General features: G+C 75.5%; 26 protein-coding genes. 6 read left to right on the forward strand and 20 right to left on the reverse strand.

The genetic code is table 11. From position 1 onward, the window contains the following. Positions 1 to 80 precede the first annotated feature (80 nt). Positions 81 to 701, reverse strand: coding sequence for a TetR/AcrR family transcriptional regulator (locus ACIGG8_RS22155; protein ID WP_396550072.1), 621 nt, complete (start codon positions 699 to 701; stop codon positions 81 to 83). Between the two features lie 196 nt (positions 702 to 897). Here ACIGG8_RS22155 and ACIGG8_RS22160 point away from each other — a divergent pair, with 196 nt between their 5' ends. After that, complete coding sequence (locus tag ACIGG8_RS22160) at positions 898 to 2,349, forward strand: amidase (protein ID WP_396550074.1); 1,452 nt, start codon at positions 898 to 900, stop codon at positions 2,347 to 2,349. A 76-nt stretch (positions 2,350 to 2,425) separates the two neighbouring features. Here ACIGG8_RS22160 and ACIGG8_RS22165 read toward each other — a convergent pair whose 3' ends face one another. The 6 genes from ACIGG8_RS22165 to ACIGG8_RS22190 all read right to left on the reverse strand — a co-directional run bounded on the left by ACIGG8_RS22165 (position 2,426) and on the right by ACIGG8_RS22190 (position 6,865). Continuing rightward, positions 2,426 to 3,316 (reverse strand): hypothetical protein, encoded by an 891-nt coding sequence (locus ACIGG8_RS22165; RefSeq protein WP_396550076.1) that lies wholly within the window; start codon positions 3,314 to 3,316, stop codon positions 2,426 to 2,428. Then, positions 3,313 to 4,320 (reverse strand): SPFH domain-containing protein, encoded by a 1,008-nt coding sequence (locus ACIGG8_RS22170; RefSeq protein WP_396550077.1) that lies wholly within the window; start codon positions 4,318 to 4,320, stop codon positions 3,313 to 3,315. The genes ACIGG8_RS22165 and ACIGG8_RS22170 overlap by 4 nt, the downstream gene beginning before the upstream one ends. Positions 4,321 to 4,465: 145 nt before the next feature. Beyond that, positions 4,466 to 4,795 (reverse strand): hypothetical protein, encoded by a 330-nt coding sequence (locus ACIGG8_RS22175; protein WP_396550079.1) that lies wholly within the window; start codon positions 4,793 to 4,795, stop codon positions 4,466 to 4,468. A 95-nt stretch (positions 4,796 to 4,890) separates the two neighbouring features. Next, a complete protein-coding gene (locus ACIGG8_RS22180; RefSeq protein ID WP_396550080.1) occupies positions 4,891 to 5,277 on the reverse strand; it encodes a hypothetical protein in 387 nt (128 codons plus the stop codon). Next, complete coding sequence (locus ACIGG8_RS22185; RefSeq protein ID WP_396550081.1) at positions 5,274 to 5,483, reverse strand: hypothetical protein; 210 nt, start codon at positions 5,481 to 5,483, stop codon at positions 5,274 to 5,276. The genes ACIGG8_RS22180 and ACIGG8_RS22185 overlap by 4 nt, the downstream gene beginning before the upstream one ends. Positions 5,484 to 6,040: 557 nt before the next feature. Further along, complete coding sequence (locus ACIGG8_RS22190) at positions 6,041 to 6,865, reverse strand: hypothetical protein (RefSeq protein ID WP_396550082.1); 825 nt, start codon at positions 6,863 to 6,865, stop codon at positions 6,041 to 6,043. A gap of 277 nt (positions 6,866 to 7,142) precedes the next feature. Here ACIGG8_RS22190 and ACIGG8_RS22195 point away from each other — a divergent pair, with 277 nt between their 5' ends. Continuing rightward, positions 7,143 to 7,844 carry a transglycosylase family protein gene (locus ACIGG8_RS22195; RefSeq protein ID WP_396550084.1) on the forward strand — a complete coding sequence of 234 codons (702 nt, stop codon included), beginning with the start codon at positions 7,143 to 7,145 and terminating at the stop codon, positions 7,842 to 7,844. A 165-nt stretch (positions 7,845 to 8,009) separates the two neighbouring features. Here ACIGG8_RS22195 and ACIGG8_RS22200 read toward each other — a convergent pair whose 3' ends face one another. The 6 genes from ACIGG8_RS22200 to ACIGG8_RS22225 all read right to left on the reverse strand — a co-directional run bounded on the left by ACIGG8_RS22200 (position 8,010) and on the right by ACIGG8_RS22225 (position 15,260). Further along, positions 8,010 to 9,101: a Fic family protein gene (locus ACIGG8_RS22200; protein WP_396550085.1), complete on the reverse strand. Its 1,092-nt coding sequence runs from the start codon at positions 9,099 to 9,101 to the stop codon at positions 8,010 to 8,012. After that, on the reverse strand, positions 9,098 to 9,769 hold the full coding sequence (locus ACIGG8_RS22205; RefSeq protein ID WP_396550087.1) for a DUF6426 family protein: 672 nt from the start codon (positions 9,767 to 9,769) through the stop codon (positions 9,098 to 9,100). The genes ACIGG8_RS22200 and ACIGG8_RS22205 overlap by 4 nt, the downstream gene beginning before the upstream one ends. A gap of 179 nt (positions 9,770 to 9,948) precedes the next feature. After that, positions 9,949 to 12,930: a LuxR C-terminal-related transcriptional regulator gene (locus tag ACIGG8_RS22210; protein ID WP_396550089.1), complete on the reverse strand. Its 2,982-nt coding sequence runs from the start codon at positions 12,928 to 12,930 to the stop codon at positions 9,949 to 9,951. Positions 12,931 to 13,161: 231 nt separating this feature from the next. Then, positions 13,162 to 13,671: an ABC transporter substrate-binding protein gene (locus ACIGG8_RS22215; RefSeq protein WP_396550091.1), complete on the reverse strand. Its 510-nt coding sequence runs from the start codon at positions 13,669 to 13,671 to the stop codon at positions 13,162 to 13,164. After that, positions 13,668 to 14,399, reverse strand: coding sequence for a 2OG-Fe(II) oxygenase (locus ACIGG8_RS22220; protein ID WP_396550092.1), 732 nt, complete (start codon positions 14,397 to 14,399; stop codon positions 13,668 to 13,670). The genes ACIGG8_RS22215 and ACIGG8_RS22220 overlap by 4 nt, the downstream gene beginning before the upstream one ends. 207 nt (positions 14,400 to 14,606) lie before the next feature. After that, on the reverse strand, positions 14,607 to 15,260 hold the full coding sequence (locus ACIGG8_RS22225; protein ID WP_396550094.1) for a TetR/AcrR family transcriptional regulator: 654 nt from the start codon (positions 15,258 to 15,260) through the stop codon (positions 14,607 to 14,609). A gap of 201 nt (positions 15,261 to 15,461) precedes the next feature. On the opposite strand from ACIGG8_RS22225, the gene ACIGG8_RS22230 reads away from it, so the two are divergent. Both ACIGG8_RS22230 and ACIGG8_RS22235 read left to right on the forward strand, forming a co-directional pair. Further along, positions 15,462 to 16,430 (forward strand): alpha/beta hydrolase, encoded by a 969-nt coding sequence (locus ACIGG8_RS22230; RefSeq protein WP_396550095.1) that lies wholly within the window; start codon positions 15,462 to 15,464, stop codon positions 16,428 to 16,430. Positions 16,431 to 16,471: 41 nt separating this feature from the next. Then, a complete protein-coding gene (locus ACIGG8_RS22235) occupies positions 16,472 to 17,296 on the forward strand; it encodes an aminoglycoside N(3)-acetyltransferase (protein ID WP_396550097.1) in 825 nt (274 codons plus the stop codon). 38 nt (positions 17,297 to 17,334) lie between these two features. On the opposite strand, the gene ACIGG8_RS22240 is transcribed toward ACIGG8_RS22235, so the two are convergent. Together ACIGG8_RS22240 and ACIGG8_RS22245 are read right to left on the reverse strand one after the other, a co-directional pair. Next, positions 17,335 to 18,339 carry a hypothetical protein gene (locus ACIGG8_RS22240; RefSeq protein ID WP_396550099.1) on the reverse strand — a complete coding sequence of 335 codons (1,005 nt, stop codon included), beginning with the start codon at positions 18,337 to 18,339 and terminating at the stop codon, positions 17,335 to 17,337. Positions 18,340 to 18,467: 128 nt separating this feature from the next. Next, entirely contained in the window at positions 18,468 to 19,391 is a 924-nt protein-coding gene (locus ACIGG8_RS22245; RefSeq protein WP_396550101.1) for an NADP-dependent oxidoreductase, read from the reverse strand. Positions 19,392 to 19,515: 124 nt separating this feature from the next. On the opposite strand from ACIGG8_RS22245, the gene ACIGG8_RS22250 reads away from it, so the two are divergent. After that, entirely contained in the window at positions 19,516 to 20,592 is a 1,077-nt protein-coding gene (locus tag ACIGG8_RS22250) for a GlxA family transcriptional regulator (protein WP_396550103.1), read from the forward strand. Between the two features lie 59 nt (positions 20,593 to 20,651). Here the strand turns inward: ACIGG8_RS22250 and ACIGG8_RS22255 are convergent, their stop codons facing one another. The 4 genes from ACIGG8_RS22255 to ACIGG8_RS22270 form a co-directional block, all read right to left on the reverse strand. Then, the gene (locus ACIGG8_RS22255; RefSeq protein ID WP_396550105.1) at positions 20,652 to 21,398 is read right to left on the reverse strand and encodes a hypothetical protein; all 747 of its coding nucleotides are present in this window, start codon (positions 21,396 to 21,398) and stop codon (positions 20,652 to 20,654) included. 109 nt (positions 21,399 to 21,507) lie between these two features. After that, the gene (locus ACIGG8_RS22260) at positions 21,508 to 22,074 is read right to left on the reverse strand and encodes a Uma2 family endonuclease (RefSeq protein WP_396550107.1); all 567 of its coding nucleotides are present in this window, start codon (positions 22,072 to 22,074) and stop codon (positions 21,508 to 21,510) included. Between the two features lie 229 nt (positions 22,075 to 22,303). Then, positions 22,304 to 22,783, reverse strand: coding sequence for a ricin-type beta-trefoil lectin domain protein (locus tag ACIGG8_RS22265; protein ID WP_396550109.1), 480 nt, complete (start codon positions 22,781 to 22,783; stop codon positions 22,304 to 22,306). 669 nt (positions 22,784 to 23,452) lie between these two features. Further along, the gene (locus tag ACIGG8_RS22270; protein WP_396550110.1) at positions 23,453 to 24,604 is read right to left on the reverse strand and encodes a serine hydrolase domain-containing protein; all 1,152 of its coding nucleotides are present in this window, start codon (positions 24,602 to 24,604) and stop codon (positions 23,453 to 23,455) included. A 318-nt stretch (positions 24,605 to 24,922) separates the two neighbouring features. Here ACIGG8_RS22270 and ACIGG8_RS22275 point away from each other — a divergent pair, with 318 nt between their 5' ends. Continuing rightward, positions 24,923 to 25,645, forward strand: coding sequence for a helix-turn-helix domain-containing protein (locus tag ACIGG8_RS22275; protein ID WP_396550111.1), 723 nt, complete (start codon positions 24,923 to 24,925; stop codon positions 25,643 to 25,645). 40 nt (positions 25,646 to 25,685) lie between these two features. Here the strand turns inward: ACIGG8_RS22275 and ACIGG8_RS22280 are convergent, their stop codons facing one another. Beyond that, positions 25,686 to 26,396 (reverse strand): hypothetical protein, encoded by a 711-nt coding sequence (locus ACIGG8_RS22280; RefSeq protein WP_396550113.1) that lies wholly within the window; start codon positions 26,394 to 26,396, stop codon positions 25,686 to 25,688. Between the last annotated feature and the right edge of the window lie 171 nt (positions 26,397 to 26,567).

Genomic DNA, 26,567 nt, shown 5'->3' on the forward strand with positions numbered 1-26,567 from the left:
CTGCCGAGCCGGCCGTCGGCCGCCGGCCGCCTGTCAGCAGTTCCCCGGCGGTCGGCCGGCTCCCTTCCCCCGGCCGTCCGTCAGCCGTTCCCCGGCGGTCGGCCGGTCCGGTGCCGTGACGGGCCGTCGGGGGCAGGGGCCGGGTGCCGATCCAGGACGGCCCCGACGATCCTCATGAGCCGCTCGCCCGCGTGCCCGACGCTTCCGTTCTGGGTGCTCACCTGGGCTCCTTCCAGGACGAAGGTGAGCTCCGCAGCCGCCTCGTCCGGGTCGGGCAGTCCGGCCCGGACGCACAGGTCGGTGAGCCGGCGCAGCTGGCCGGCCTTGTGGGCCTCGATCAGCCGCCGCGCCGGGTGCGCGCGGTCGGGAAGTTCCGCGATGGAGTTGATGAACGGACACCCCCGGTGGGAGATCCCGGGAAGTCCGTCGGCGATGAACCGGGCCATCCCCAGGATCTGGGCCCGGGGGTCGTCGGGGTGGGCCTGCGCCAACCGGTCGAACACGGCGGTGTAGTCGGCGGCGACGATGCGCAGCCATTCCTCCACCAGGGCGTCCTTGGTCGCGAAGTGACGGTACAGCGCCATCTTGGTGGTCGAGGCCCGGTCGGCGATCGCCTGGACGCCGACGGCCTTGATCCCCTCGCGGGCGAAGAGCTCCTCCGCCGCGTCGAGGATCCGCTCCCGGGGCGGCAACGTGGCCACCCTGCTCCGCCTGCCGGCCCTGTCGGCTCCGCCGATCCCGTCCGTGCTCACCCTGCGGCCCCTCCTCGTTCCAGTGGGGCGTTGCGCCGCCTGCTTCCGATGCTACGGTACCGCTCAGTCCCGGACGATACCGATCGGTCTCATGCGGGACCGATCGGTATCGCCGACCGGTGTCGACCCTCCAGAACGGACGAAGATGAAGCTCTCCGAGTACGTGACCCACGACGGCGTCGGCCTGGCAGACCTGGTGGCCCGCGGCCAGGTGACCGCCGCGGAACTCGCCTCGACCGCCCAGTGCGCGTCCGAGGCGGTGAATCCGCGGATCAACGCCGTCGTCGAGACCTGGCCGGCCCAGGACGCGCCGGCCCCGGGCAGTACCCCGCTGGCGGGGGTGCCCTTCCTGATCAAGGACCTCGCCGTCACCATGGCCGGCCGGCGGGTCGAGCTGGGCAGCCGGCTCGCCGCGGGGAACGTCGCCGGAGCCGACTCGACGCTCATGACGCGCCTGCGCCGCGCCGGACTGGTGACGCTCGGACGCACCACCACTCCCGAGTTCGCGTACAGCACCACCACGGAAGGCGCCCTGTACGGCCCCACCCGCAACCCCTGGGACCCGACCCGCAGCCCCGGCGGCTCCAGCGGCGGCTCGGGAGCCGCCGTCGCCGCCGGCATCGTCCCGATCGCGCACGCCACCGACGCGGCGGGCTCCATCCGCGTCCCCGCCGCCGCCAACGGCCTGTTCGGGCTGAAGCCGACCCGCGGCCGGATATCCATGGGCCCCGACGCGGACGAGGTCTTCAACGGCCTCGCCGTCCACGGTGTCCTCAGCCGCTCGGTACGCGACAGCGCCGCGCTGCTGGACCTCGTCCACGGCCCCGAGGCCGGTGACCCGTACTCCGCCGAGCGGCCCGAGCGGCCCTACGCGCAGGAGGTCACCCGCTCCCCGGGCAGCCTGCGGATCGGCCTGCTCACCCGGCCCTGGGGCGGTCGGGCCGTCGAGGGCACCGTCGTCGACGCCGCCCTCCGCTCCGCCCGGCTCGCCGAGTCGCTGGGGCACCGGGTGGAGGAGGTCAGGGTCGACCTCGGCGTCGACTGGGAGGAGTTCGTCCTCGCCAACGCCCGCCTCTGGACCGCCAACCTGGCAGCCTGGATCGACGGCCTCGCCGCGGCCTCCGGGCGACCGGTCGACTCCACCACCCTCGAACCCGAGACGCTGACCAGCTACGCCTACGGGCGGACGGTCAGCGGGACGGAGTTCGTCCAGGCGCTCGCGATGCGCAACGGCGTCGCCCGCGCGATCGGCCGCTACTTCGCCGACTACGACCTGCTGCTCACCCCGACCCTGCCCGAACTGCCCGTCCCCCTGGGCGGGTACGCCGAGGGCGCCGAGGGCGGCGACGCGGTCGGCTGGCTCCGGCAGGTCCTGCACCGCTCGCCCTTCACGGCTGCGTTCAACGTCGCCGGCACCCCCGCGATGTCCGTGCCGCTGGAGACCGACCCCGCCACCGGACTGCCCATCGGCATCCAGTTCGCGGCGGGACACGGCCGCGAGGACCTGCTCTTCCGGCTCGCCGGACAGCTGGAACAGGCCGCTCCCTGGTCGCAGCGGACCCCCGCCGTGTGGGCGGGCGGTGCTCACGGGGCCTGACCGCCCTCGCACCCCGCCCTCGCACCCCGCCCCGCACCCCGCCCCGCGCGCCGCCCGGCGGCGCGCGGGGCCGGGCTCACGCCAGCAGGCGCAGGCACGTCGTGGAGACCCCGAGGCGGACGCTCTGGCCCCAGGCCAGTTCGAGGGCGTCCGCCTCGATGCCGTCCCCGAAGGCGACCAGGTGCTCGGACTCGACGGTCAGGACCAACTGCCGCCCGCCGTCGAGCAGTCCGTGCACCCGCGTGGTGCCGGTGGTGGGGGAGGGCCACGCCTCGCGGACGAACCAGGCCAGGGCCGGGGCGCCCGGGGCGGGGAGCGCGAGCGGGCCGCCGCGCTCCAGCCATGCCGAACGGCACCAGCCGGTGGCACCGGTCCCCGTGCCGACCAGCACCCCCGAGGAGGCCTGGGGTTCCGGGTCGCCCTCGACGGCCAGCCGGTAGCGCGCCGTCTGGTGGCCGGGCTGCCCGACGTACACCTCGTTCAGTGCGAGCAGCCGCTGGCCGTCGTCCGCGACGGCCTCGACCATCGTCCGCTCCTCCAGCGGCCCCTCGCCGCGCGCCGCCGCCCGCAGCAGCGCGGGCAGCGCCTCCACCCGGTGGCGGACCAGCACACCGGCGTTGCGACCGGGCTCGGCGTCCACGCCGACCACCGGCTGGCCGTCCAGGTACTTGGCGACGTTGGCCACCAGACCGTCCTGCCCGACCACGGCCACCACGTCCCCCGGCTCGAAGAGGAAACGCGGCAGGTCCGCCCGCTCGACCCGGCTGCGCCGCCAGTCCAGCGGCACGGCCGCCGCCGCCCGCGCGAGCGCCGCCGCCTGCCGGGTGTGGCGCTGCTCGACCTCCTCCACCGAGCGGCCCCGCGAGGCGAGGAAGAACGCCGCCTGGCCGGGCGTGCCGTGACGGGCCACCAGCTCCTCGTACTCGGTGCGCCGGTGCACCAGCACCACCCGCGGGGCGAGGGTCACCGCTGCGCCCCGGGGGCGCCGAGGCGGGCCAGCAGACCGGTGAGCACGTCCGGGGTGAGCGTCACGCTGTCGATCCGCGGCAGGTGCTCCGCCAGCCGCATCAGCGCCAGCGCCCGCAGCACCGCCGGATCGGCCTGCTGGTGGGCGGCCAGCCAGGCGGCCTCGGCCGCCGCCCGGGCGTCGCCGAGCTCGCGGGCGGCCTGCGCCTCGGCGGCGGCCAGCCGGGTGCGGCGCTGCGCCTCGGCGTCGGTGCGGACCCGGTCGGCGACGGCCTCCTCCTCCGCTTCGAGTCGCCGGTTGGCGCCCTGCTGGGCGAGCAACTGCTCCTCGCGGCGGGCGAGTTCGATCCGGTTGGCGAGCTCGTTCTCGGCGATGCCGCGCTCGTGCTCGACGGCCACCGCGCGGCGTTCGAAGGTCGCCCGGTCGGCCTCCTGCTGCACCAGCTCGCGGGCGGGGGTGCGCAGCGCCCGCTCGACCTCCGGCTCGGGCCGCAGTGCCACCACCCGGACGGCGATCACGGCGAGCCCGGTCTCGGTGATCCGCGGCTCGTCGGCCAGGCCCTCGGTCATCCGCTCGCGCACCGCGTCGACCCCGTCCACGAGGGCGGCGGCGAGCGGGGTGCGGGCGAGCAGGCCCAGCGCGTGCTGCTGGGCGGTCTCGGTGAGCAGGGTGGCGAGCTGGTCGAGCGGGGCCGCGCGCCAGGCGCCGGTGTCCGGGTCGATCCCGAAGTCGACGCGGGTGGCGGCGGTGGCCGGGTCGGTGATCCGGTAGGTGAGCGTCGCCTGGACGGTGACGTCCTGAAAGTCGGCGGTGCGGGCGTGGAAGAGCATGGCGAGCTCCCGGTCGTCCACCGGGACCTCGGAGATCGCCGCGGTCAGCGGCCGGAACCAGAACGCCAGCCCGGCCCCCTCGTGGGCGACCCGCCCGCGCCGCAGGTGGCGGACGTGGGCGGTGGGAACGGCGCGCAGGTGGCGCAGCCCGAATCGTCGGGTGATGTCGGCCATCGGAGGACCCCCTTTTCGTCATGACGACGATATGGTGCGGACCCCTTTTTCGTCAAGATGACGAAAAAGGGGTGGGGGTGGCCGAGGGCCGGACCTCACGGCCCGAGCCGAGCGCATCCCCGGCCGGGCGTGATCCGCCGCGTGGTCAGCAGTGCTCCTCCACGTAGAGCATGCGGCGGTCGGTGCCCGCACGGAACTCGTGCGCGAGGTAGCGGGACGCGCTCGGGCTTCCGCCGGGCCCCCGGTAGCCGTCCCTGACCGCGGCCCAGAGCAGCGGGCGCTCGCTGTCCGCGACGAGCCGGGGGCGCGTGCCCCCGCTCTCGCCGAGGATGACCGTCGCGGCGCGGTCCTTCATCAGCCGGCGCACCGCGCGAAGGTCGATCCGCCTCTTCCGGAGCTGCCACGCGGTGCCGGTGTCGTCCGTCAGCTGCACCGGCGCTTCGAGCCGATCCGGGTTCCTGGGGAAGGTCTGCATGGCGCCGAGTATTCGACACGCGGCGGGTGAGGTCACACGGTTTTCGTGGCGCGAGGGCGCCCGGCTCGGGCAGGCCCCGTGCCGCCCGGCAGGGCCTACGGCCGGAGCTGGAACGCCAGTGCCGTCGTGTAGCCCACGAGCAGGCCGAAGAGGCAGACCGCCGTCACGTACCGGGGGGTGAAGGGCAGCCCGGCCAGGGCCGGGTAGAGCAGCACGGCTGTGCCCGCTGCGAGGTCGGCCGCGTACAGGCCGCCGGGCGGGGTGATGCCGGTGCTCCGGGCGGCCCAGCCGGTGGCGATCAGGAAGCCGGTGAGCAGGGTGAAGCCGGAGAGCAGACCGGAGCCGATGCTGGCCAGTGTGGCGTGCGGTTCGGGCGGGGCTTCGCCCTCGGGGGAGCGCGGGCGGAGCCGGTGGGCCACGGCGAGGGACGCGGCGGCGAGGGTGGCGGCGGTGACGGCGGCGATCAGCGGTCCGGGGTTCAACGGCGGCTCCTGACGGGGGCTCGGTGGTGGCCGAACACCGCGGCGAGCGCGGCGGGCAGCAGAACGGTGAGGACGACGACGGTGGCCCACACGGAGGGCGCGAGAGCCGGCACGGTGGGCGCGTCCGGTCCGTCGGGCGGCGGGGCGGCGACCGCCGAGGTGGTCGTGCTGGCGCCGATGTCGGCGACGGGCAGGGGTGTTGGCACGGCGGGACGGGACGCCGTGGGGGCGGGCCTCGTCGGGACGGGCGTAGCCCGGGGCGCGGTCGGCCGCGTGCCCTCGTGGACCCGGGCCGGGGGCGGCGCGGGAACCTCGGCGGCCGGCCCGGGGTGCGACGGCGACGGGTGGGCCGGCGACGCGGACGGTGCGGTGGGTGCGGGCGAGGTCGTCGGTGGCTGTGTTGCCGGGGGACCGGCTGTGGGCGTGGGCGTCGGCGTGGGGCTGGGCGTCGGGCAGTCGGTCGGCGGTGGTTGGGGCCGGGGCGGCGGGGACGGCGGATGGACGTGCGGTGGCCGGGGCGGCAGCGGAACAGGGACCGTCGGGAAGGGAACCGACGGGAGCGGCAACGGGTACGGGCTCGCGGCGTGGTCCATCCCCCGATCATCCGACCGCCGGTACCGCCGCCGTCCTGCCTTGCGCCCCAAACCCCCGTCCCCGGTGAACAGTTGGCCCCCGCAACGGAACGCACGTGTCCGACCGATCCGGGTGTTCGACGGCCCGGCCGGTCGCGGGTGGCCGGTCGTGCCCGTGGCCGGTCGGGCCGTCACCGGTGGAGGGCGGCGTCGCACCACTCCTCCGCGTAGGGCCGGCAGAGCGTGGACGGGGTCAGCGCCCCGTACACCACCAGGTCGTCGGTGCCGGAGGCGAAGGTGAGGGTCAGCGTCCGGCCAGGGCCTACCATGTCGGTCAGTTTCCAACGGCCTTCGCCCTGGTACCAGGGCTCCGTGAGGGAGTACCGCGCGGCCGTCGCGGTGGTGGCAGCGGTCGCGCGGAAGGTGCCGTCGGCGGCCAGGGCGAGGGTCTCGCCGTTCGGGCCGCTCCAGGTGCCGACGACGGCCCGGCCGGCGGGATCGCCGGACGTCCACGGTTGCTCGGCCTCGTAGCCGGTGACACCCCACACCGCCCCGGCGACGGACAGGCACGCCCCCGCCAGTGCCCCGCACCCGCGCAGCCACCGGGCCCGGCCACCGGCCCGCACCCCGGTGACGGCGGCGAACCCGACGACGGCAGCGACGGCCAACACCTGCAACGGCCACAGCAGCGCGAGCACCAGGCCGAGGTCGCACCAGGCCAGCCAGGCCAGGTCCGACCCCTCGCCCCGGGAGGGCCGCAGCTGCGCCCCGACCAGGCCGGCCACCCCCGCCCCGACCGCCCAGAGGGCGGAAACCAGCAGGTAGTGCCCGAAGCCGCCGGTGTCGGTCGGGTTCGGGCCGCTCCAGTCCACCAGCCACGCCAGCCCGAGCCCCAGCAGGAGCAGGGCGATCCCCGCACCGGCGAACGCCGTCAGCAGGAACCGCGCCGTCCTCTGGCCGGCCCTCGCCCAGGCCGCCGTGCCGGTTCCCGGCGCGACCTCGTTCCCGTCGTTCACGCGTCCCCCGTCGTTCACGCATCCCCCGCCGTCGCGATGCTCGATGCCCGGCCGACGATAGCCACCGGTGGCCCGTCGATGATCGGACCGCCGGGTTCCGGTACAGAACTGCGACAACCCGCCGGGCGACGCCTCGTGCCCACCGGCGTTCGAGTGGTGTAGGGCGGCCGCCCGGAGGAGTCACCGGCCCGTCGGCGGTCGGGCGGCCCCGGAGTGGTGAATGGCTGGAGGGGGCACCGCGGTGCCCAGTGCTCGTTTCCCGAGTCCAGGAGTGCTCATGTCGCTGCTGCCCGTGGCGGTGCGCCGTCTGATCGTCCTTCTCCCGCTCGTCCTGCTCGCGCTCGGCGTCGTCTCCGGCGGCCCGGGAGCGTCGACCGCTGCCGCGGCGGCGGAAGGTGTCCGGGCCGGTGCGGACTGGGACGCGGTGGCCCGGTGCGAGAGCGGGGGGCGGTGGAACACCTCCACCGGGAACGGCTACTACGGGGGCCTGCAGTTCGACGCGGAGACCTGGCGCTCCAACGGGGGCCTCGCCTACGCGCCGCGCGCGGACCGGGCGACGAGGGAGCAGCAGATCGCGGTGGCCGAACGGCTCGCCGCACGCCGCGGCCTGACGCCCTGGCCGGCCTGCGGAGCCCGGTCCGCCCACGGCGGTGACCGCTCCGCCGCGCACCCCACCGCCCACACCGCCGCGCGCACCGACGGCCGCGGGCGCGGCAACCGCCCGGTGTACGCCCGGCCGCACGTACCCGCGGCCTCCCTCGCCCCGCAGCACACCGCCGACCCGGACACCGTCGCGGAGGCGAGCGGCGACCGGCGCACCGGCACGTGGACGGTGGGGGAGGGCGACACCCTCGGGGACATCGCGCAGGCGGCCGGCGTCCCCGGCGGCTGGCCCGCCCTGTACGCCCTCAACCGCGGCACCGTCGGCGACGACCCCGACCTGCTCCTGCCCGGCCAGGTCCTCACCCTGGCCGCCTGACCACGGGGAGCCCCCTCGGCCACCGGCCACGGGTGATCCCGTCGGTCCGCAGGCGCTTCGAGCTCAGCGGGGCCCCGGTTCCGGAACCCGCCGGCGCACTCCGGAGCACCGCGACGACGTGACCGACACCGTCGACCCCGTCGGCGCCGTCGACACCACGGGCCGTCAGCGTGGCCGGGCTCCCTCAGGCGGGCGGGCGGCGAACGGCGTGTCGAGCAGCGCCAGCAGGCCCGGGTGGACCAGGGCCCCGGGCAGCCGGGGGTGACGGGTGAGCAGCCCGGCCCGACGCAGCCGCGCCAGCGCCGGGCCCGGGTCGTAGGGCAGTCGCGGCCGCAGCCAGTCGGCGGACACCGCCGGGGCGGCGGTGAACCCGCGCAGCACGCCCACCGCCTGCCGGTCCTCCCGGACGGCGTCGATCGCGGCGGTGAGCAGCCGCCGGTGGGCGGTGAGGGTGGCGGTGCGGTGCCGGGCGGTCTCGGTGACGGCCTCGGCGAAGACCGCACCCCAGCGCGCCCAGTCGCCGTCGGCCGCGGCGACGATCGCCTCGTCGTGCGCGGCGCGCCGGGCCTCCACCCAGCCGTCCAGGTCGAGCAGCAGCCCGGGCAGCAGGCCGGCCGCGACCAGGTCGCACTGGGCGAGCAGCCGGGCGAGCCGGCCGTTGCCGTCCGGGAACGGGTGGACGGTGTACAGCCGCAGCACTCCGAAGGCCGCCAGGTCCAGGGGCGGCGAGTCGGTGGTCACCGTCCAGTCGTGCCAGCGGCGGAGGTGCCCGTGCAGCGGCCGGCCGGGCGGGACAGCGATCGCGAACCGCCGTCCGTCCGGCCACACCACGTGGGCGTCGGTGCGGCGCAGCCCGCCGCCGCCCGGTACGGACGGGTCCTCCGCGACCAGCAGGCGGTGCAGGTCGACGAGCGCGTCCGGGGTGAAGCAGGGCCGCTGCCCCGGCCGTTCCCGGAGCTCGGCCCGGACGGACGCCACGGCGAGCAGTCCGGCGGCGGCGCGGTTCCCGGCGGAGGCCGCGGCCTGCTCGGCCAGCCGGCCGGGGTCCGTGCCGCCGAGCCGGCCGGGGTGGAGGCGGGTCCTCAGCCGGGGGCGGTGGAACAGGTCCGGGTTGTCCAAGTCGGCTGCGGCCTCGCGCAGTTCGGCCAGCGCGGCGAGGGCCGGACCGCGCGCCCCGGCCGGCACCGCCGTCGCCCCGGGCGGGGGCACGACCGGACGGACCGGCCGTGCCCCGCGCTCGGCGAACGGTGCGGTCATCCGCAGGGACCGGAGATCAGGCTGCCGGTCGGCTGGGTGACCGTCACGTACTGGGTCTCGGTCTGGCCCATCCAGTTGGTCGCGGTGATGGCGTACTCGACCGTCTGGTACTCCACCCCCAGCGCCCAGGTGCCGTGGGCCGGTATCACCACCGAGACCTCGGTGGACTGGGTGGACACGGTGTTCAGCTCGTGCCCGACGGTGAGTTTCAGCGCGTTCAGCGCCTCGATCCCGAGCTCCATGCTCACCCTGTACGACACCGAGTAGCTGGTCGTGGTCTTGATCGTGGTCGGGTGGTCGGACGTGTTCTGGACGCAGTCCTTGCGGATCACCTTCTTGTTGACGATCTTCACCGGCGTCGCCCGGGTGCCGGGGCTCGAACCGGTGGAGCCGCCGCTGGGCGGCGTCCACTCCGGCTGCACCGGGACCGGGTCGGGCTGCGCCCGTCCGATCACCCGGATCACGTCGTCGTCCGGGAACGGCGTGCTGTCCAGCGGGAGGCCGTCGACGTCCAGGACGAAGCCGTCGCCGGTGTAGTCGTGGTCCCACGGGTCGCACGAGGTGTAGCAGTCCGCCGCGAAGGCGGCCTGCGGCAGGACGGTCGCCGGAACGGCGGTGAGGACGGTGACTCCGAGCGCGACTGCGCTCAGGGCGGTCCGGAGCTTCACGAGGGTCTCCACGGTGGGCGAGGGGGGGCGGACGGAGGGTCCACGACCGTCCCGGCGCTCCGGGTCGCGGTGCGCGGGCGGCGGTCGGCCGTCCGCCGTCGAGTCTGGCCCCGGGGTGCCGCTGCGGGCATCGGTAGACCTACGCAAGATGGTTACCGAGCAGTTGCCCTGGCGGGGTATCAGGCCGCGGGCCCGCCGCCCGGCAGTCCGCCGTCGGTGTCCAGCGGCAGCCGGGCCAGCGCCGCGCGCGAGGCCACCCCGAGCTTGCGGTAGACGCTGCCCAGATGGGTCTCCACCGTCCGCGGGCTGAGCACCAGGTGCTCCGCGATCCGGCGAGAGCTGAGCCCCTGCGCGGCGAGTTCGGCCACCTCGCGTTCCCGCGCGCTCAGCCCGCTCAGACCCGTCGACCCGCTCAGGCCCGTCGGCCCGCTCGGCCCGCTCAGCCCGGTCGGCCCGGTCGCCTTGCTCAGCCCGGTCGAGCCGCCGGTGGCCGTCGTCGATCCGCCGGTGGCGGCCGTCGGCGCGGCCGGCAGCTCCAGCAGCGCCGACCTGACCCGCGCGCCGTCCTCGCACAGCCGCAGCGCCCCGCACCGCCGGGCCGACTCCACGGCCTCGTCGAGCCGGCCGAGCGCGGCCCGCCGGCCCAGCGCCGCCGCCATCGCCGGGGCCGCGCCGATCACCGTCCAGGCGGACAGCAGCGGCACGCGCAGCGCGTCGAAGGCCTCGGCGGCCCCCAGCGCCAGCCGCGCCGCCGCCCGGTGGTCGCCCTCGGCCAGCGCCAGCGCCGCGCCCGCCCGGTCGGCGTGCGCCTGCTGGAAGGTCGGCCGCCCGAGCCGCCGGGCCGCCTCGTCGGCCGCCGCCGCGCTGCGCCGCGCCGTACCGAGGTCCCCGCACAGCGCGGCGGCCGTCGTCATCACCGCGAACAGCGAGGGCCTGGACGGTGGTTGCAGCCGTTCGAGGTCGGGGCCGCCGCCGCCGGCGAGGGTGCGCAGACTGCCGGCCGGATCGCCGCCGGCCAGCCGGGCCACCGCGAGCAGACCGAGCGCCGAGCCGGCCCACCACCCGGCCCCCGGGACGGTGGTCCGCAGGCCCCGCTCGGCCAGCGCCACGGCCTCGGCCGTACGCCGCCGGGGCGAGGCCCAGAGCAGCGCGGAGGCGCGCATCGCCATCGCCAGCCCGGCGGCGTCGGGGGCGCCGATCTCGTCCGCCAGCCGCTCGGCGCGCCGGGCCCGGCGCTGCGCCAGGTCGAGCCGGCCCGCCCACTGGTCGAGCATCGAGAGGCCGAGCAGCTGGTCGACGGCGAGGTGCTTGTGCGCGCCGTCGCCGGCCACCGACAGGCCCCGGTCCAGGTGGCGGTAGGCGTCGGTGAACCGTTCCAGGTACAGCTCGGCGCAGCCCAGCAGCGCCAGCAGCTCCGGGGCCCGGCCGGCGAAGCCGTCCGGTCGGGAGTCGACCAGGTGGGCCAGGACGGCCACCGCCGGATCGGCGCGGGCGAAGTCACCGGCGTAGCTGTCGCAGAAGCCGGCCAGCACCTGCAGCGCGGTCCGGCCGGGCTGCCCGGCCACCCCGGCCGCCTCGTGGGCCAGGTCCCGGACCTCGGCGGCGGTGCCGCGCAGCGCGTGCAGCAGCCCGTAGTCGAAGACCAGCTCGGCGGTCTCGGCCGGCAGCGGGCCCGTCAGCGGCCGGGGCAGCGAGTCCAGTACGGTGCGCGCCATGGCGTCGGCCTCGGCGTACCGCCCGAGCAGCCGCTCCGCGCCGACACAGGCCGCGAGGACCGCCGAGCGCGGGCCCTCGCCCAGGGTGTGCGAGCCGTGCAGGACCTGGTGGGCGAGCTCGCGCGCCTCGGCGGGCCGGCCGGCGGCGGTCAGCGCCCGGCAGCAGTCCACCGCGAGGCGGACCCGGGCATCGGTGTCCCGGCTGTTCCGCGGCGGGTGCGCGAGGACGATACGCAGCCAGCGCACCGCGGTGGCGGGCGCGGTCGCGAAGACCTCGGCCGCGCCCTCGGCCAGCAGCCGCAGTGCCTCGGCCGGGTCCGTGCCGCGGACCGTGTGCTCGGCGTGCCTGGCCCGGGCGGCGGCCGGGGCGTCCCGGGTCTCCAGCAGGGCCAGGGCGCGCCGGTGGAGCGCCGTCCGGAGACCGGGGTCGATCCGCCGGTGGAGCAGCGTCCCGAGGACGGGGTGACGGAAGGCCAGTTCGCCGCCCGGCCCGGCGGCGCGCACCAGGTCGGTCCGGGTCAGCTCGGCCAGCGCCTCGGCGGCGGGGGCGGCGGCGAGGCCGCGGACCTGCGCCAGGTCACCGGGCCAGAACGGTTCACCGAGTACGGCCGCGGCGTCCAGCAGCTCGGCGGCGGCCGGGGAGAGCAGGTCGAGCTCGGCGAGCAGCGGCGCGGCGGCCCGGGGCGGGCGGCCGCCGGCGGGCGACGGGCCGGGCTCGGGCCCGTACTCCAGCAGGATCCGCGCGATCCGGGGATTGCCGCCCGCGGCCGCCCGCAGCCGTTCCGCCTCCCACCGGGCCGGGGTGGCGCCGGGGCCGGTGAGCCCGGCCGGCGGGGCCTTCGGCGCTGCGGCCGGGTCGGCGGCCGGGTCGGGCGGCCCGGCGGGCCCGGTGCGCTCGGCGTGCGCGCGCAGCAGTGCGGCGACGGCGGCGGTGTCCAGCGGCCGGGGCTCGATCCGGGTGGCGGTGCCCGCCTGCTCGGCCTCGTCGAGCGCGCTGAGCAGCGCGGGCGCGGTCTGCCGGGGCCGGTGGGCGAGCGCCAGCAGCAGGCCGGGCGGCGGCTGGTCGAGGAGCTGCCCGAGCAGCCGGGCGGACGACGGGTCGGCGTGGTGGAGGTCATCGAGCAGCAGGACCGCGCCGTCCCCGCCGAGTGCGCCCAGCGCGCGGGCGAGTTCCCGGTCGGCGGCGGAGTCCCAGCGGGGGAGGCGTACCGGGGCGGACGGCGCGGGCGGTTCGGGCGGTTCGGGTGCCGAGCACCAGGCGTCGCGGAACACCTGGTACGGCTTGGCCTCGCCCGGAACGGCCCTGGCACGCAGCAGCGCCGCGCCGCGGTCCGCCGCCAGCCGGGCCAGGGCGTTCAGCAGGTGGGTCTTGCCGGTGCCGGGGTCGCCCACCAGCTCCAGGACACCACCGCGACCTGCGAGGACGCCGTCGAGGAGGCGGTTCATCGCCGCCATCGGATCCGGCTCCGCCGGTAACGCCGGCCGCTGGGACACACCGCTCCTCCCCGGCCGCGTCGGCGGGCGGCCCCGGGGCCGATGCTAGCGATCTTCACGAAGGGTCCACAAGAGCGGGCGGGCCCGGCCCGTCGTGCACGCCCGGCCGTCCGGCGGCCCGGACGGACCCTCCGGATGCACCCTTCGGCGAACGGAGAGCGCACCGGTCGTCCTGCCCAGAGGTCAGCTGCTCGTCCCGTTCGGGTGGTCGGAGGTGAGCCGGTCGTCCCGGATCCGGTCGCCCCGGAGCCGGCCGTCCCGGACCTCCCAGGTGCCGCCGTCCGCGGTGGCGCCGCGCAAGCCGTCCAGGGTGCCGGGGCCCGCCAGGGCGGGCAGACGGGGATCGCCGAGGGAGGCGAACGCGACGGCGCGGGCCGGGTCGAAGTCGGTGGACCGCCGCAGGCGGCGGGCGAGCCGGGCGAAACCGGGGACGGCGGCCGCGATCACCCAGGCGTCGGGGGTCTGGGCGGTCAGACGGCGCGCGGGGCGCAGCCAGGAGGCGGCGTCCTCCGGCCAGTCCACCCGGGCGAGGACCGTGCCGCCGCGCGCCTGCCAGGCCTCGGCGAACGCGTGCGCGGCGGCGCGGGAGGCGTCGTCCCGGCCGTGACCGATCGCGACGGTTTCGACGCCGACCCGGTCGGCGGTCAACAGGCCCACGAGAGCCGCGAGTTCGGCGTCGGTGTGGGTGGTCACGAGGCGTCGTGGAAGACGAGGCCGAGGGTGTGCCTGCGGCCGGAGCGAACGGTGCTCACGCCGTGCCGCATCGGTGCGGCCGACCAGCCCCGCCTGCTCGCCACGGGCCGCTCCCGCGTGGTGAAGACCAGGCCGTGGCCCTGCGGGAGGAGGGTGGACGAGCCGCGGGACTGGGCGCGGGCGCGCTGCTCGGTCATCAGGAACTCGCCGCCGGTGTAGTCCGTGCCGGGAGCGTCGAGGCCGATGACGACCTGCAGGGGGAAGAGCATGTCGCCGAACACGTCGCGGTGCAGGGCGTTCCAGTCGCCGGGGCCGTAGCGCAGCAGGATCTGCGCGGACCTGGCCTGACCGGCGGAGTGGCACAGCTCCAGCCACTCGTCGAGGCGGTCGGGCCACGGTGTGGGGGTGCCGAGCCTGGCGGCCCAGGTACGGGCGACCGGCAGCAGGCGGGGGTAGAAGGATTCCCGCAAGTCCCGTACCAGGGCGGGAAGTTCGTGAGTGAAGTAGCGGTACTGGCCGGAGCCGAAGCGGTGCCGGGCCATGTCGACCGTCGTGCGGAAGTGCTCGGGTTCGTCGTAGCGGGCGGAGATCGTCCGGCATTCGGCGGGGGTGAGGAGCGGGCCGGTGAGGGCGTGCCCGTACGCGTCGAGTTCCCCGGCCAGGGCCGCCCAGTCGGTCTCGTCGAGCCGGTCGGCCACCGGCCTGTCCGTCGTCGTGTGCGCCGCCATCGGCCGGTGTCCCTTCGAGGTGGTCCGTGCGGGCTTCCCCCGCACGGACCACCCTCGTCGTTCCGGGTCCGGGTGTCCGGCGGATTTCGGACGCCGCTCTGCGGGCGGGCGAGGAGGCCGACGGGCACCCGCGTCCCTCCCGCATCCGACCTCCGCCACCGGCGTTCGGCAGGGCCCCGGTCGCAGGGGACGTCCGGCGCCGGCGCGTCAGGGGATCGAGGCCTCGATGTGGGCGAGCTGGGCGGCGAGGATCTCCTCGAAGGCGGCGCTGCGGTCCGCTCCGAGGGGACGGACGTCGCGGGCGAAGTGGGCCAGGGTGGGGAACCGTTCCGGGTCGGCGCCGAGCACCGCGACGCGGAACTGCTCCATGCCCTGTTCGTACTCGGTGGGCGAGATGGTGCTGATGCCGGCCTCGGAGGCGATCAGTGCGGCGAGGAGGATCACGACGCGGTGGTACCGCACCGGCACCTCCTCGTCGGGCAGCCCGGATGCGCGCAGGGCCTGCAGCAGCTCCTCCATCACCAGCCGGGATCCGGTGCCGCCGGAGGCGTAGCGCCCCCACACCGCGGCGAGTTGGGGTTGCTCGCCGAAGGCCTCGCGAAGGCGCAGGGCCAGCGCGGTGATGCGCTGCTTCCAGTCGCCCTCGGGGCGGTAGCCGTCCATGGCGGCCAGCAGGACGCGGTCGGCCACCGCGCGCAGCAGTTCGGTCTTGTTGCGGAAGTGCCGGTAGAGGCTGGAGGAGTCGGTCCCGAGTGCTGCGGCGAGTTTGCGCACGCTGAACGACTCGGCATCGCTCGTGCGGAGCAGTTCCGCCGCCGTGTCCAGGATCTCCTCGGTCGACCATCGCCTTCGGCCGGTCATCCCGCCCCTCTCGTCCTTCTCGTCTTGCTCGTCTTGCTTGTCTTGCTCGTCTTGCTCGTCCGGCGCTCAGCCTAACTCATGCACTCGGCCTTGCGTTTGGCAATGCACTTGATGATGCACGCGGTGCGTGCATACTGAGGACAACGCACCGTCCGGCTACGACGAACACCCGGCATGCGGCCGGGAGGGGGAGAAGGACACATGAGTGAGACCACGACCACGCCCGCGACACGACCGCCGGAGCCGGACCTCTCGGCGATCACGGCCGAGGAACTGCGCGCCTACCGCGACGCGGAGAACCGCTGGCGGGCGTCCGGCACGGCCCGGGCCGTGCTCGGGGAACCGGACCCCGGCGCCGCGATCACCTGGCAGCACCTGGCGCTTCCCGGCCGCGACCTCCCGGTCCGGGTGTACCGGCCGGTGGCGGCGGGAGACGGCGCCGACGACGCCCGGACCGACCTGCCACTCGTGGTCCACGTCCACGGAGGCGGCTTCGTGGGCACCGCGGCGCAGTGCGACTGGACCAACAGCCACCTCGCCGCCCACCTGCCCGCCCTCGTCGTCTCGGTCGAGCACCGTCTCCTCGCCCCCGACAGCCCGCTCGCGAACGCCGCCGACGACGGCTGGGACGTACTCCGGCACGTGGTGCGCCACGCGGCGCAGTGGGGCGTCGACCCTGCGCGCGCGGCCGTCTTCGGCGAGAGCTGCGGCGCGCTCATCAGCGCGCTGACCGCCATCCGGGCCAGGCGGGCGGGCCCGGAGCTCAGGGCACAGGTGCTGGTCAACCCCGTGGTCGACGTGACCGGGACGATGCTCGACCACCCCTCGATCGCCGAGTTCGCGTACAGCCCGACCCGGGCCCTGCCGCAACTGCGGTTCGTCCAGCGGCTCGCGGTCCCGCCGGGAGCCGACGCCGCGGCCGTCTCGCCGCGGTACGCGGACGACCTGAGCGGGCTCGCCCCGGCGCTCGTGGTGGTGCCCACCCGGGACGCGGTCGCCGACCACGGCCGCCGCTACGCCGAGCAGTTGCGCGAGGCGGGGACCCCGGTGCGGCTCTCCGAATACCCGGGAGCGAAGCACGCGTTCCTCACCCTGCCCGGCGTGGAACCACAGGCCGAGGCCGCCCGGGCGGAGATCCTCGCGTTCCTCCGCGCGGCCCTCGCGACGTGACGGCGGAACGACCCGAACGGCGACGGCAGACGGAAGGCGACATGACGGCAGAAGACGGGGGCATCGACATGAACACCGCACCACCCACCGAGTCACTGAACGCGACAGCCCTGCAAGGTGAGTTCGAATCGCTGGGCGTGCGGCCGGGATCCGTCCTGATGGTCCACTCGTCGCTGTCCGCCTTCGGCCGGGTGGACGGCGGGGCCGACGCGGTGGTGCAGGCCCTGCGCGCCGCCGTGGGCCGGAACGGCACGATCGTCGTGCCCGCCTACACCCGGCAGGTCGCCGATCCGCACCCCGACCGCCACGCCTTCGACGACCCGCGAACGGCCGCGGCGCGCGCAGCCGTCCCGACCTTCCACGACGCGCTGCCGACGGCGATGGGTGCGATCCCCAGCGCCGTGCTGGCGCACCCGGACCGGGTCCGAAGCCGGCACCCCCAGGCATCCCTGGCGGCACTCGGCGCCGACGCGCGCACCATCTGTGCCGAGCAGCCGCTCGGCTACGCCCTCGGGAACGGTTCGCCCTTCGCGAGGATCCACCAGCTGGGCGGGTCCATCCTGCTGCTCGGCGTCGGGCACAACCGCAACTCGTTCCTGCACCACGCGGAATCGCTGGTGCCCACCCACCGGAAGAAGCTGCGCCGCTTCCCGTACCTGGTCGACGGCGAGCGGGTGTGGCTTGAGACGCCGGACGTCGGCGACGACAACGACACCTACTTCCCGCTCATCGGCGAGGAGTTCGCCGCCCTGGGGCTGTCCCGCAGCCGGGTGATCGGATCGGCCGTGTGCCAGCTGGTGCCCGCCGTCGGCTTCGTCGACTACGCCCGGAGGCGGCTGTCCCAACTGCTGCCCCGCACCGGATGAGTGACGGCCGACCCCGTCCTTCCTCACCCGCGCCGTGGTCACCGTCCTCCGTCGTCCTCCAGGGCCCGCAGCCGGGCGGCCGCCTCCTGCCCGGCCGCGCGGGCCCGGGAGGCCCGGGTGCGGGCGGCGTCGGCGGTGTCCTCGGCGGCCCGGACCCGGTCGTCGGCCCGGGCGAGGGCCGTTCGCGCGCTGCCGTCGCGCTCCCGGGCCTGCGCGAGGACTGCCGCGGCACGATCGGCCTCCTCCTGGGCCCGCTGCCGGGCCGACGTCGCGCGGCGCCGTTCGCGTGCGGCGTCGGCGGCCAGGTCGGCGGCCTCCCGGGCGGCCCGCTCCGAGGTGGCCACCGCGGCTCGGGCCTGCTCGCGCTCGCGTTCCCGTTCCCGTACCCGTTCCCCTTCCCGTTCGTTCTCGCGTTCCTGTTCGTTCTCGCGCTCGTGATCGCGTTCGGCGTGTGCCCGGGCCCGGGTCCGGGCCGCGGAGTCCTTCCCGTCGGCGGGTGCCGCCTCGGCGGTCCGGGTGGCGGCCGTGTCCGGGTGGCCGGTCTCCGTGCCGACGGGAGCGGCGCCCGGCCACAGGGGCGGCTCCAGGGCGGCGGTGAGCCGGCCGCCGGCCAGGGCCCGGGCCGCGTCCGGGTCCGCGAGGGCGGCGGACAGCGTGCGGTCGACGTCGGCGGCCGCGTCCGCGCCGAGCGGGTGCCCGGCCGCGGTGGCGTCCCGTTGCGCCTGCTCGGTCAGCTCCCGGACCAGTCGGCGGCGCCGGTCGGTGAGCGTGCGCAGCCGGTCCCCGGCCAGGTGCTGCTGGGCGTCGCGCAGCTCCCGGCCGAGGTCCAGGAGCTGCCCGACGAGGTCCCCGTGCCGGTGGGCGAGCAGGTTGGCGGCCCAGGCGGCGTGGGTGGGGCGGTGCAGGGCACGGACGCGCTTGGCCAGCTGCGGGTCGGCCTTCTTGACCTCGTCGGCGTACGCGTTGCGGGCGACGGTGAAGTCGGACGGCGCGAGGGCGTACAGCGCGTCGGCGATCTCGTCGAAGACTGGCGGGTCGGCCATGCCTTCGGACTCTACGGCCGATGCCGCCTCCGGGCCCGCTGCGCCGGCCGGCTCGGCGGCCCGTACGTCGCCCCGCCCGGACGGGTTCGACGTCCGCCCGGCCGGGCGGACGTCGAACCCGTCCGGGGTCAGGCGACCGTCAGGACGATCTTGCCGGTGGTGCGGCCCTGCTCGCCGAGCTCGTGCGCCTTCGCGGCCTGCGACAGCGGCAGGACCGTCTCCACCACGGGCCGCAGCGCGCCGCGCTCCACCAGTGCGGCGATCTCGCGCAGGCCCAGGTGGTCCGGCTCGACCAGCACCCACTGGGCCTGCACGCCGTCCGGGGCGGCGGGCACGTCGTCCGGACCGGGCAGGGTGATCAGCCGGCCGCCGGGCCGGAGCACCCGCAGGGAACGCTGCGCCGTCTCGCCGCCGAGGCCGTCCAGCACCACGTCGACCTCGGAGACGGCGTCCTCGAAGCGCACCGCCCGGTAGTCGACGACCTCGTCCGCGCCCAGCTCCCGCACCAGGTCGTGCTTGCCGGCACTGGCGGTGCCGATGACGTACGCGCCGCGGGCCTTGGCGATCTGCACCGCGAAGTGGCCGACCCCGCCGGCCGCCGCGTGCACCAGCACCCGCTCGCCGGGGCGCACGTCCGCCGTGTCCACCAGCGCCTGCCAGGCGGTGAGCGCGGCCAGCGGCAGCGCGGCGGCCTCCACGTGGGTCAGGGCGGCCGGCTTGGGGGCGAGGTGACGGGCCGGTGCCACCACGTACTCGGCGTACCCGCCCGCCTGGCGCGGGAACAGCGGCATCCCGAAGACCTCGTCGCCGGGGCGGAACACGCCCACGCCGGGCCCGACGGCCTCGACCGTGCCGGACACGTCCCACCCGACCGCCGGGACGTCACCCCACTCGATGAGGGCGCCGCCGGCCCGGGTCTTCCAGTCCACCGGGTTCACGCCGGCCGCGTGCACCCGCACCAGGACCTCGTTCAGGCCCGGTTCGGGGCGCTCGACCTCGCGCTCGACCAGGTTCTCGGGCCCGCCCCACTGCTCCACGACCACCGCTCGCATGCTGTCCTGCCTCGTCCTTCGTTCCGTTCGGTGCGCCGCCGTTCCCCGGCGACGCAGTCCACGATCCGGTATCCGGGACGGCGCCGGTGTTGGCCGTCCAGCCACTATGTGACAGGATCTGGCCATGGGTACGGCGCAGCGGACGGCGGCAGCAGGGACGGCTCGGAGCGCGGACGAACGGGAGCCCGAGCAGGCCCGGAACCCCGGGTGGACGAAGCCCCGACGGCACCGGATCGCCGTGCTCGCCCTGCCCGGCGTCCCGCCCTTCGAGCTGGGGATCCCCTCCCGGGTGTTCGGCAGCGCCCTCGACGCCGACGGCCGCCCGCTCTACGACGTCGTCGTCTGCACCGCCGACGGTGCCCCCGTGCTCAGCGACGCCGGCTTCACCGTGCAACCGGCCGCCGGGCCCGAGGCGCTGGCCGCGGCGGACACCGTGATCGTCCCGCCCACGCACGCCATGCCCGAGCTGGGCCGCGGCGGCCCGCTGCCGCCCGAGGTCGAAGCAGCCATCGCCGGCATCCGGCCCGGCACCCGGCTGGTGTCCATCTGCTCCGGCTCCTACGTGCTCGCCGCCGCCGGGCTGCTCGACGGCCGGCCGGCCACCACGCACTGGAACCTGGCCCCGGAGTTCCGCCGGGCCTACCCGGCGGTCAAGGTCGACGAGGAGGTGCTCTTCGTCGACGACGGCGACGTGCTCACCTCCGCGGGTGTGGCCGCCGGCGTCGACCTGTGCCTGCACGTGATCCGCCGCGACCACGGCGCCGCGGTCGCCAACCGGACCGCCCGGATGTGCGTCGTGCCGCCCTGGCGGGACGGCGGACAGGCCCAGTACATCGACCGCCCGGTCCCCGAACCCACCGTCGCCAGCACCACCGCCACCCGCGCCTGGGCCCTGGAACACCTCGGCGAGCCGCTGCCCCTCACCCGGCTCGCCGAGCACGCCCGGATGAGCCTGCGCTCCTTCACCCGACGCTTCCGCGACGAAGCCGGCATGACCCCGGTGCAGTGGCTGACCGCCCAACGCCTGGAAATGGCCAAGCAGTTGCTGGAGACCACCGACCTCTCGATCGACCTGGTCGCCCACCGGGCCGGCTTCGGCTCCGCCAACTCCCTGCGCGCGCACATGCGGACGGCCTTCGGAGTCTCCCCGGCCGCCTACCGCCGCACCTTCAGCCCCCACGAGCTGCCGGCCGGCGGCTGACACCAGGACGCAGGTGCCACGGACCGCTCGGGCGCACTTGGCCCGGGCGGTCGGGGCCGTCACCAGTCGGCGGCGATCTGCTCCGCGACCGCGAAGTCGCACCCGCAGTCGGGGCAGGCGGCGTGGCCGAAGACGTAGGTCAACGCGTGCGCGACCTCGGGCTGACCCTCGGCGAGGGCGAGGTCGTGGAGGCGCCGGCCGATGCCGTCGAGGTCCGCGGGCGGCGAGGGGCGCAGGGCCCTCGTCCCGATCGTCGCGATGCCGCCGTCCGCGAGTGCGTGGTCCTCGCTGCTGGAGAAGAAGCCGCGTTCGCCGAAGACGATGAACAGGTCCGTCCCGCAGTCCGGGCAGGAGACCACGTACTCCTCGCTCCCGAGTCCCCAGGCCAGGTGTTCGCTCCAGCCGACGACGCCCTCGAAGCCGAGCGTGGCCTCCAGGAGGTGGATGTAGTCGGCGCCGTCGGAAGCCGTCCGGCGGTACCCGTCCACGGCTGTCAGCAGCGCGGCGATCTGCGGCGCGTACACCGAGCGGACGTCGTCGACCCCGCGGCACTGGTCGGCGCGGGCCACGATCGCGCCCGCCAGGACCAGGGCGTCGACCGCCTGTTCCCGGTTCCCGCCCGCGGCCGTTCCGGCCAGCCAGGGCAGTGCCGCGAAGCTCGCCGTGTAGACGCTGCCCTGGTGGCACAGCGCCGACCACAGGTCGCTCCAGAGCTCCCGGCTCGGCTCGGCGGTGATCCGGTCGAGCAGCGCCGGTATGTCCCTGGCGGCTCCGTAGGCATGGCTGAGTCGCGACCAATCCGTCATGCGCCGATCCAACCAGGTCCGCCGTCGCGGCATCGCGGCCACCCGCGCTCCGAGGGTCGTCCGCGTTCTGCGACCTCGGCCCGGCCCGGGCGGCGGGCGTGATCCGGGCTCAGAAACCCGAGCTGTCGAGTTCGAGGTCCAACGGCTGCGGCAGCCGGAGCGGAGTGCCGAAGGGGTGGGGGCCCTCCACCAGGGTGTAGCCGAGTCGGCCCGGCTGGGAGAACAGTGTGCAGGTGCGTTCCTGCCGGTCCACGAGGAGGTACACCGGGGCGCCGAACTGGGAGTAGCGCCTACGCTTGGCGGTGCGGTCGGTCTCACCGTTCGACGGTGACGTCACCTCGACGACGAGCACGGTCTGGTCGGGGAGGAGCGCACCTTCGGTCTTCGCCAACTCGGCCGGCACGACGGCGAGGTCCGGTACGTAGAAGTTCTCCGTGCCCGGCAGGTCGAGGTTCCCGGAGCCGGCGCGGAGGCCGAGCTCGCGCATGCGGGGGCCGATCTGTTCACGGATCAGGTCGACGGCGGTCTCGTGGGCCCAGGACGGTGACACAGGGGTGATGACTCCCTCGACGATCTCGACCCGGTCACCCGCGATGTGCTGGATCGCGTACTTGAGGGCCTGCTCCGGATTCGGCACCGTGCTGTAGTCACCCGGGCCGGCATGCGCTGTGCTCATGTGCTGCTCTCCCTGTCCGGATCGTGTGTGCTGGAGCCCGGCTGTCACGGCCGGGACACCTGGCCGCCCTGCACAGCTCCCGGTCACGCTACCGGGTGCGGCCGTGCCGTGTCCGCTCCGTGCTCGTCCGGCGGTGCGGCCCCGCGGGTGGGGACCGACGGGTAGAGCCCTTACGGGGAGCACCGCTTCCGCTGCGCCGGCGCCGACGCAGCGGAAGCGGAGGCGGGGGTCAGGCCGCCGCGAGGCTGATCTGGTCGTTGAAGACCACCCAGTGCTGCCCCGGGTCATTGGCGTCGCACGGCTTGGTGGAGACCTTCGGGGTGTTCCAGGTGTTGGCGAGGCAGTAGGCCGGGGCGAAGGTCAGGACGATCTGCTGGCCCTGGATGCTCCAGTACTGCCCCTGGTCGCCGGCGCTGCACGGCTTCACCGAGACGTCCTGGGCGTTCCAGGTGTTGGCGAGACAGTAGGCCCGTGCGTTGGTGAGGGAGATCTGCTCGCCCGAGACGGTCCAGTGCTGCCCCTGGTCGCCGGTGCTGCAGGGCTTCGTCGAGACGTTCGGGGTGTTCCAGGCGTTGGCGAGGCAGTAGAGGCCGGGGGTGCGCGCCGCGGGGCGGGCGGTGTCGGCGGCCCCCGCCTGCCCGGCGGGGAGGAAGGAGGCCGTCAGTGCCAGCGTGGCGAGGGCGAGCGTCTTGCGGAGTGCGGTGGCCATGGAGGAGCCTTTCGGTTTCTCGCTGAGGGTCGTGCCACTCGGGCACGACCGTGAGGCGCTGTCTCGGTTGTGTCCCGAGCGCACGGCAAGTGGTAGCACCGATCGTCGGCGAACCAATGGTGGCGAGCGGCGCCATCATTCCAACGGGTCGTCAACGATGCACTGGCGATCACCGGATCGTGGGAAGCCCGCCACCGGTGCCCGCCCCGGTTGACCCGACCACCGCGCCCGCGGGCACGCGTGCGCCTGCGGAGCCCCGGAAACCGGGCGGCACGCCGGCCCAGGTCAACCCGGCCGCATGGCGCGGTAGTTCACTGCCGGCCGTGAAGCGGCCGGGCGACCGAACCGCATGCGACGCCCGCACACCGCTCCGCCCGGCGGGGCCTCCGCCCTCGGCAGCCTGCGGTCGTACTCCGGGCCGGGAGGACATCGTCCGGTTCCCTCGTGCTGCTAACGCACCTCCGCCCGGAGGGTGAACTCCCTCGGAGTGCGGCGTTGTTGACCGGAAGCGACGCCGGCCGGCTGCCGTCGCGCAGAGCCGACGCCTCCGAGAGCCTCGGCGGCCCCACCGCCACACAGCCGGCTCGCTACCGGGTCGGCGTCCACCCCCGTCGCGCGGACGCCGACCCGGCCGTCTCCCGGACCCGGCCTGTTCAGGGCCGCGGCCGATCAGGTCGTGGGCCCGTCGCTGCCGGCCGGCCCGCCGGTGAACACCGCCTTGACGAGCCGGTCCAGCGCCTTCGGGAACTCCTGGGCCGGGTCGGTCGCGGAGTCCCCGGTGGTGAGCCCGGCGGTGAGGGTCCTTCCGCCGTCGGGGGTGCTGATCATCAGCGCCCCGAAGCCGCCCGGGGCGCCGCCGTTGTGGTGGACGATGGTGCCGTGGCCCGGCCCGAGGTCCTGCACGAACAGGCCGAGGCCGTACCCGAGCATCCCGTGCGGCGTGCGCATCTCGTCCATCAGCGGGGCCGGCAGGAGCCTGCCGCCCAGCAGCGCGGAGAAGAAGGTGTGGAGGTCCCGGGTGGTGGAGATCATGTCGCCGGCGCCGATCAGCAGGGAGAGGTTCTGGCGGGTGACGTCGACGACCTCCCAGCGCTCGGCGTCCTGGTAGCGGTAGTAGCCGTGGGCGTGCGGTTCGGGGAGCTCCGGGGAGGTGCCGGGCACCGCGGTGTCCCGCAGTCCGAGCGGCTGGAGGATCCGTCGCTGCATCTCCTCGGCGTACGAGCGGCCGCTGATCCGCTCGACCAGCAGCGCGGCCACCGTGTAGTTGGTGTTGGAGTAGCTCTGGTCCGTCCCCGGCTCGAACCGCGCGGGCCGGGAGAGTGCGAACTGCACCAGCTCCTCCGGGCGGTAGCTGTGGAACCGGTTCTCCACCCAGGCCTTGCCCACCGAGGGGAGCCCCGGCACGAACGTCCCGTCGGGGTCGAGCTCGCCGGTGTAGTTGTACAGCCCGCTGGTGTGCTGCAGCAGCATCCGTACGGTGATGCGCCCGTCCAGGCCGAGCCCGGGCAGGTGGTCGGCCACCGGGCTGTCCAGCCCGATCGCGCCGTCGGCCACCAGCTGCAGGACCAGGGTCGCGACGAAGGTCTTGGTGGTGCTGCCCACCCAGAACCGCCCGTCCGCCGGAGGCTCCCCGGCCTCGCCCAGCTCGCGCACGCCGGCGGTGCCGACCCATGCGCCCCGCTCGTCGTGCACCCGCATCTGCATCCCGGCGAACCCGGCGTCGACGAAGGCCTGGACGGCCTCCTGCAGGTCCGGGCGGTCCTGCCCGGTGGCGGGCTCGGGCAGGGTGGGCTCCGGCTGGTGGGTGGGGGTGACGGACATGGTGGTGCCTCCTTCGGATCCGCCGGCGGCGGACGTCGGCGTGGGAACCCGGTCGGCTCCCGCCGGTGTTCGGGCTTCGCTGAACATGCTCGACGCTACATTGCGTTCATGAATTGGTCAACGCTCAAAAGAGCCTCACTTCGCTTATTTTGCAAGGGTGTTTCTGTCGTCGTGGGCTCATCATTGCAATGACATTGACGCTTAACGCAATGGGCGATCGAGCCATCCTTTGCAATGAGCTGCGGCTGAATGCATACTGTGGCGCGAGGTTCGCGGGCACCGGCCCCGCGCACGCCGGCAGAGGGGAGACGGGTGCCGATGCCCGGAGGTAGACTCACCAGCGAGGACCGCCGGCAGATCGCCGCAGGGCTGGCCGACGGACTCGGGTACGCGGAGATCGGCCGCCGCCTGGGTCGGCCCGCCTCGACCGTCATGCGGGAGGTCACCCGCAACGGCGGGCCCGACGGCTACGGGGCGACCCGGGCGCACGAGGCCACCCGCCACCGCGCCCGCCGGCACAAGCAGGCCGAGCCCGCGGCGACTTCGGTCCCCGATGGCGGCCGGGGGCGCGACCCCCACACGGTCCAGGACCTCACGGAGTCCTGGGCCGCCGTCCTGGTCCGGCAGGGGATGCCCCGGGTGGCGGCCGGGGTGCTGGCCTGCCTGTACGTCACCGACTCCGGTGCACTCACCGCCGCTGAGCTGGTCCAGCGGCTCCGTGTCAGCCCGGCGTCGATCTCGAACGCCGTCACGTTCCTCGAACAGCAGGGACTGCTGCGGCGGGAGCGGACTCCCGGCGTGCGGCGCGAACGCTACGTCATCGACGACGGCATCTGGGTCCGGACCCTGCTGGTCACCATGCAGATGAACGACGCCCTGGTGGCCGAGGCGAAGCGCGCGGCCGGGATCCTCGGCGACACGACCCCGGCGGGAGCCCGGTTCGAGTCCTCCGCCGGACTCCTGCTGATGGTGAACGAGTCCCTCCGCCAGGGCATGGAGCAGTGGCGCCGGAGCCTGGCCGAACGCTCCGACGGGGGGTGAGCGCACGCCGCCGCCCCGGAGCGCCCGCAGCGCCCGGTGGTCATCCGACGGGCGTGCGCTGCTGCTGCCAGCGGGCCCGGTGGAAGATCGGCTCGACGGCGACGACGCAGAACGCGTGCATCGGCCGGTTCGTGCCCTCGGGGTCGAAGAAGCCGACGATGTCGCCGAGGAAGCACTCGCCGTGCTGATGCACGTGCGGCTCCGCGGCGACGCGGTCGCCGACGTCGGTGAGCCAGTCCCCGATCCAGAACAGGAGCTCGGCCCGGGCGGTGATGACGATCGTCGCGGCGTGCTCGGCGAAACGGGCGGGGTGGCGGTCGGCGCGTCGCCGGACGTCGCCGGGGCGGTCGGCGGAGCGTGCCGCCGGGGCCGTCACCCTCAGGGGTGTCGAGGCGCGGCGCATCCGGCGCCGCAGGTCCGGCCAGTGCGAGGGCCGCAGTCCGGTGTCCTCGCGGGCCAGGAGCAGCGGCAGCGGACGGGCGTTGCCGACGAAGGTCGTCGGCTGGTCGCCGGACGGGAGCGGGATGTGGACCGCGCTGTGCGGGCTCGTCGCGGCGACGCGGAACAGGGCGCCGAGCCGCAGGAGGTCGGCGCGGCTCGCGGTCAGAAAGGCGACCTGGCCGTCGGGCGGGTGGACGAAGGTGTTGCGGAGCATCGGGCCGGTGCTCAGGATCCGGCTGAGCCCGGAACCCGGATCGCCGACAGGATGACTCGTCAGTGGAAGCCGCATCCGGCCGTCGTCAACCCCCATGCGCCCAGTACAGCACCCGCACCGGGTGGTCCGACACTCCTTATTGCGGCCCGTCGTTGGGGGCCCCCCCCCCCGGGGGGGGCCCCCCCCCCCGGGGGGGGGGGGGGGGCGCGGGGGCGCCCCCCCCCCGCCCGGGGGCCCCCCCCGGGGCCAGACCCCCCCCCAGAACGG

The organism is Kitasatospora sp. NPDC085464, assembly GCF_044541955.1.
Taxonomy (GTDB): Bacteria; Actinomycetota; Actinomycetes; order Streptomycetales; family Streptomycetaceae; genus Kitasatospora.

Coding starts and splice junctions, on each gene's coding strand:
- ACIGG8_RS22160 (WP_396550074.1), top strand. CDS start 898: ATGAAGCTCTCCGAGTACGTGACCCACGACGGCGTCGGCCTGGCAGAC.
- ACIGG8_RS22170 (WP_396550077.1), bottom strand. CDS start 4,320: ATGGCCGACATCACCCGACGATTCGGGCTGCGCCACCTGCGCGCCGTT.
- ACIGG8_RS22175 (WP_396550079.1), bottom strand. CDS start 4,795: ATGCAGACCTTCCCCAGGAACCCGGATCGGCTCGAAGCGCCGGTGCAG.
- ACIGG8_RS22195 (WP_396550084.1), top strand. CDS start 7,143: ATGTCGCTGCTGCCCGTGGCGGTGCGCCGTCTGATCGTCCTTCTCCCG.
- ACIGG8_RS22200 (WP_396550085.1), bottom strand. CDS start 9,101: ATGACCGCACCGTTCGCCGAGCGCGGGGCACGGCCGGTCCGTCCGGTC.
- ACIGG8_RS22210 (WP_396550089.1), bottom strand. CDS start 12,930: ATGAACCGCCTCCTCGACGGCGTCCTCGCAGGTCGCGGTGGTGTCCTG.
- ACIGG8_RS22220 (WP_396550092.1), bottom strand. CDS start 14,399: ATGGCGGCGCACACGACGACGGACAGGCCGGTGGCCGACCGGCTCGAC.
- ACIGG8_RS22225 (WP_396550094.1), bottom strand. CDS start 15,260: ATGACCGGCCGAAGGCGATGGTCGACCGAGGAGATCCTGGACACGGCG.
- ACIGG8_RS22230 (WP_396550095.1), top strand. CDS start 15,462: ATGAGTGAGACCACGACCACGCCCGCGACACGACCGCCGGAGCCGGAC.
- ACIGG8_RS22235 (WP_396550097.1), top strand. CDS start 16,472: ATGACGGCAGAAGACGGGGGCATCGACATGAACACCGCACCACCCACC.
- ACIGG8_RS22240 (WP_396550099.1), bottom strand. CDS start 18,339: ATGGCCGACCCGCCAGTCTTCGACGAGATCGCCGACGCGCTGTACGCC.
- ACIGG8_RS22245 (WP_396550101.1), bottom strand. CDS start 19,391: ATGCGAGCGGTGGTCGTGGAGCAGTGGGGCGGGCCCGAGAACCTGGTC.
- ACIGG8_RS22250 (WP_396550103.1), top strand. CDS start 19,516: ATGGGTACGGCGCAGCGGACGGCGGCAGCAGGGACGGCTCGGAGCGCG.
- ACIGG8_RS22255 (WP_396550105.1), bottom strand. CDS start 21,398: ATGACGGATTGGTCGCGACTCAGCCATGCCTACGGAGCCGCCAGGGAC.
- ACIGG8_RS22260 (WP_396550107.1), bottom strand. CDS start 22,074: ATGAGCACAGCGCATGCCGGCCCGGGTGACTACAGCACGGTGCCGAAT.
- ACIGG8_RS22265 (WP_396550109.1), bottom strand. CDS start 22,783: ATGGCCACCGCACTCCGCAAGACGCTCGCCCTCGCCACGCTGGCACTG.
- ACIGG8_RS22270 (WP_396550110.1), bottom strand. CDS start 24,604: ATGTCCGTCACCCCCACCCACCAGCCGGAGCCCACCCTGCCCGAGCCC.
- ACIGG8_RS22275 (WP_396550111.1), top strand. CDS start 24,923: ATGCCCGGAGGTAGACTCACCAGCGAGGACCGCCGGCAGATCGCCGCA.
- ACIGG8_RS22280 (WP_396550113.1), bottom strand. CDS start 26,396: ATGGGGGTTGACGACGGCCGGATGCGGCTTCCACTGACGAGTCATCCT.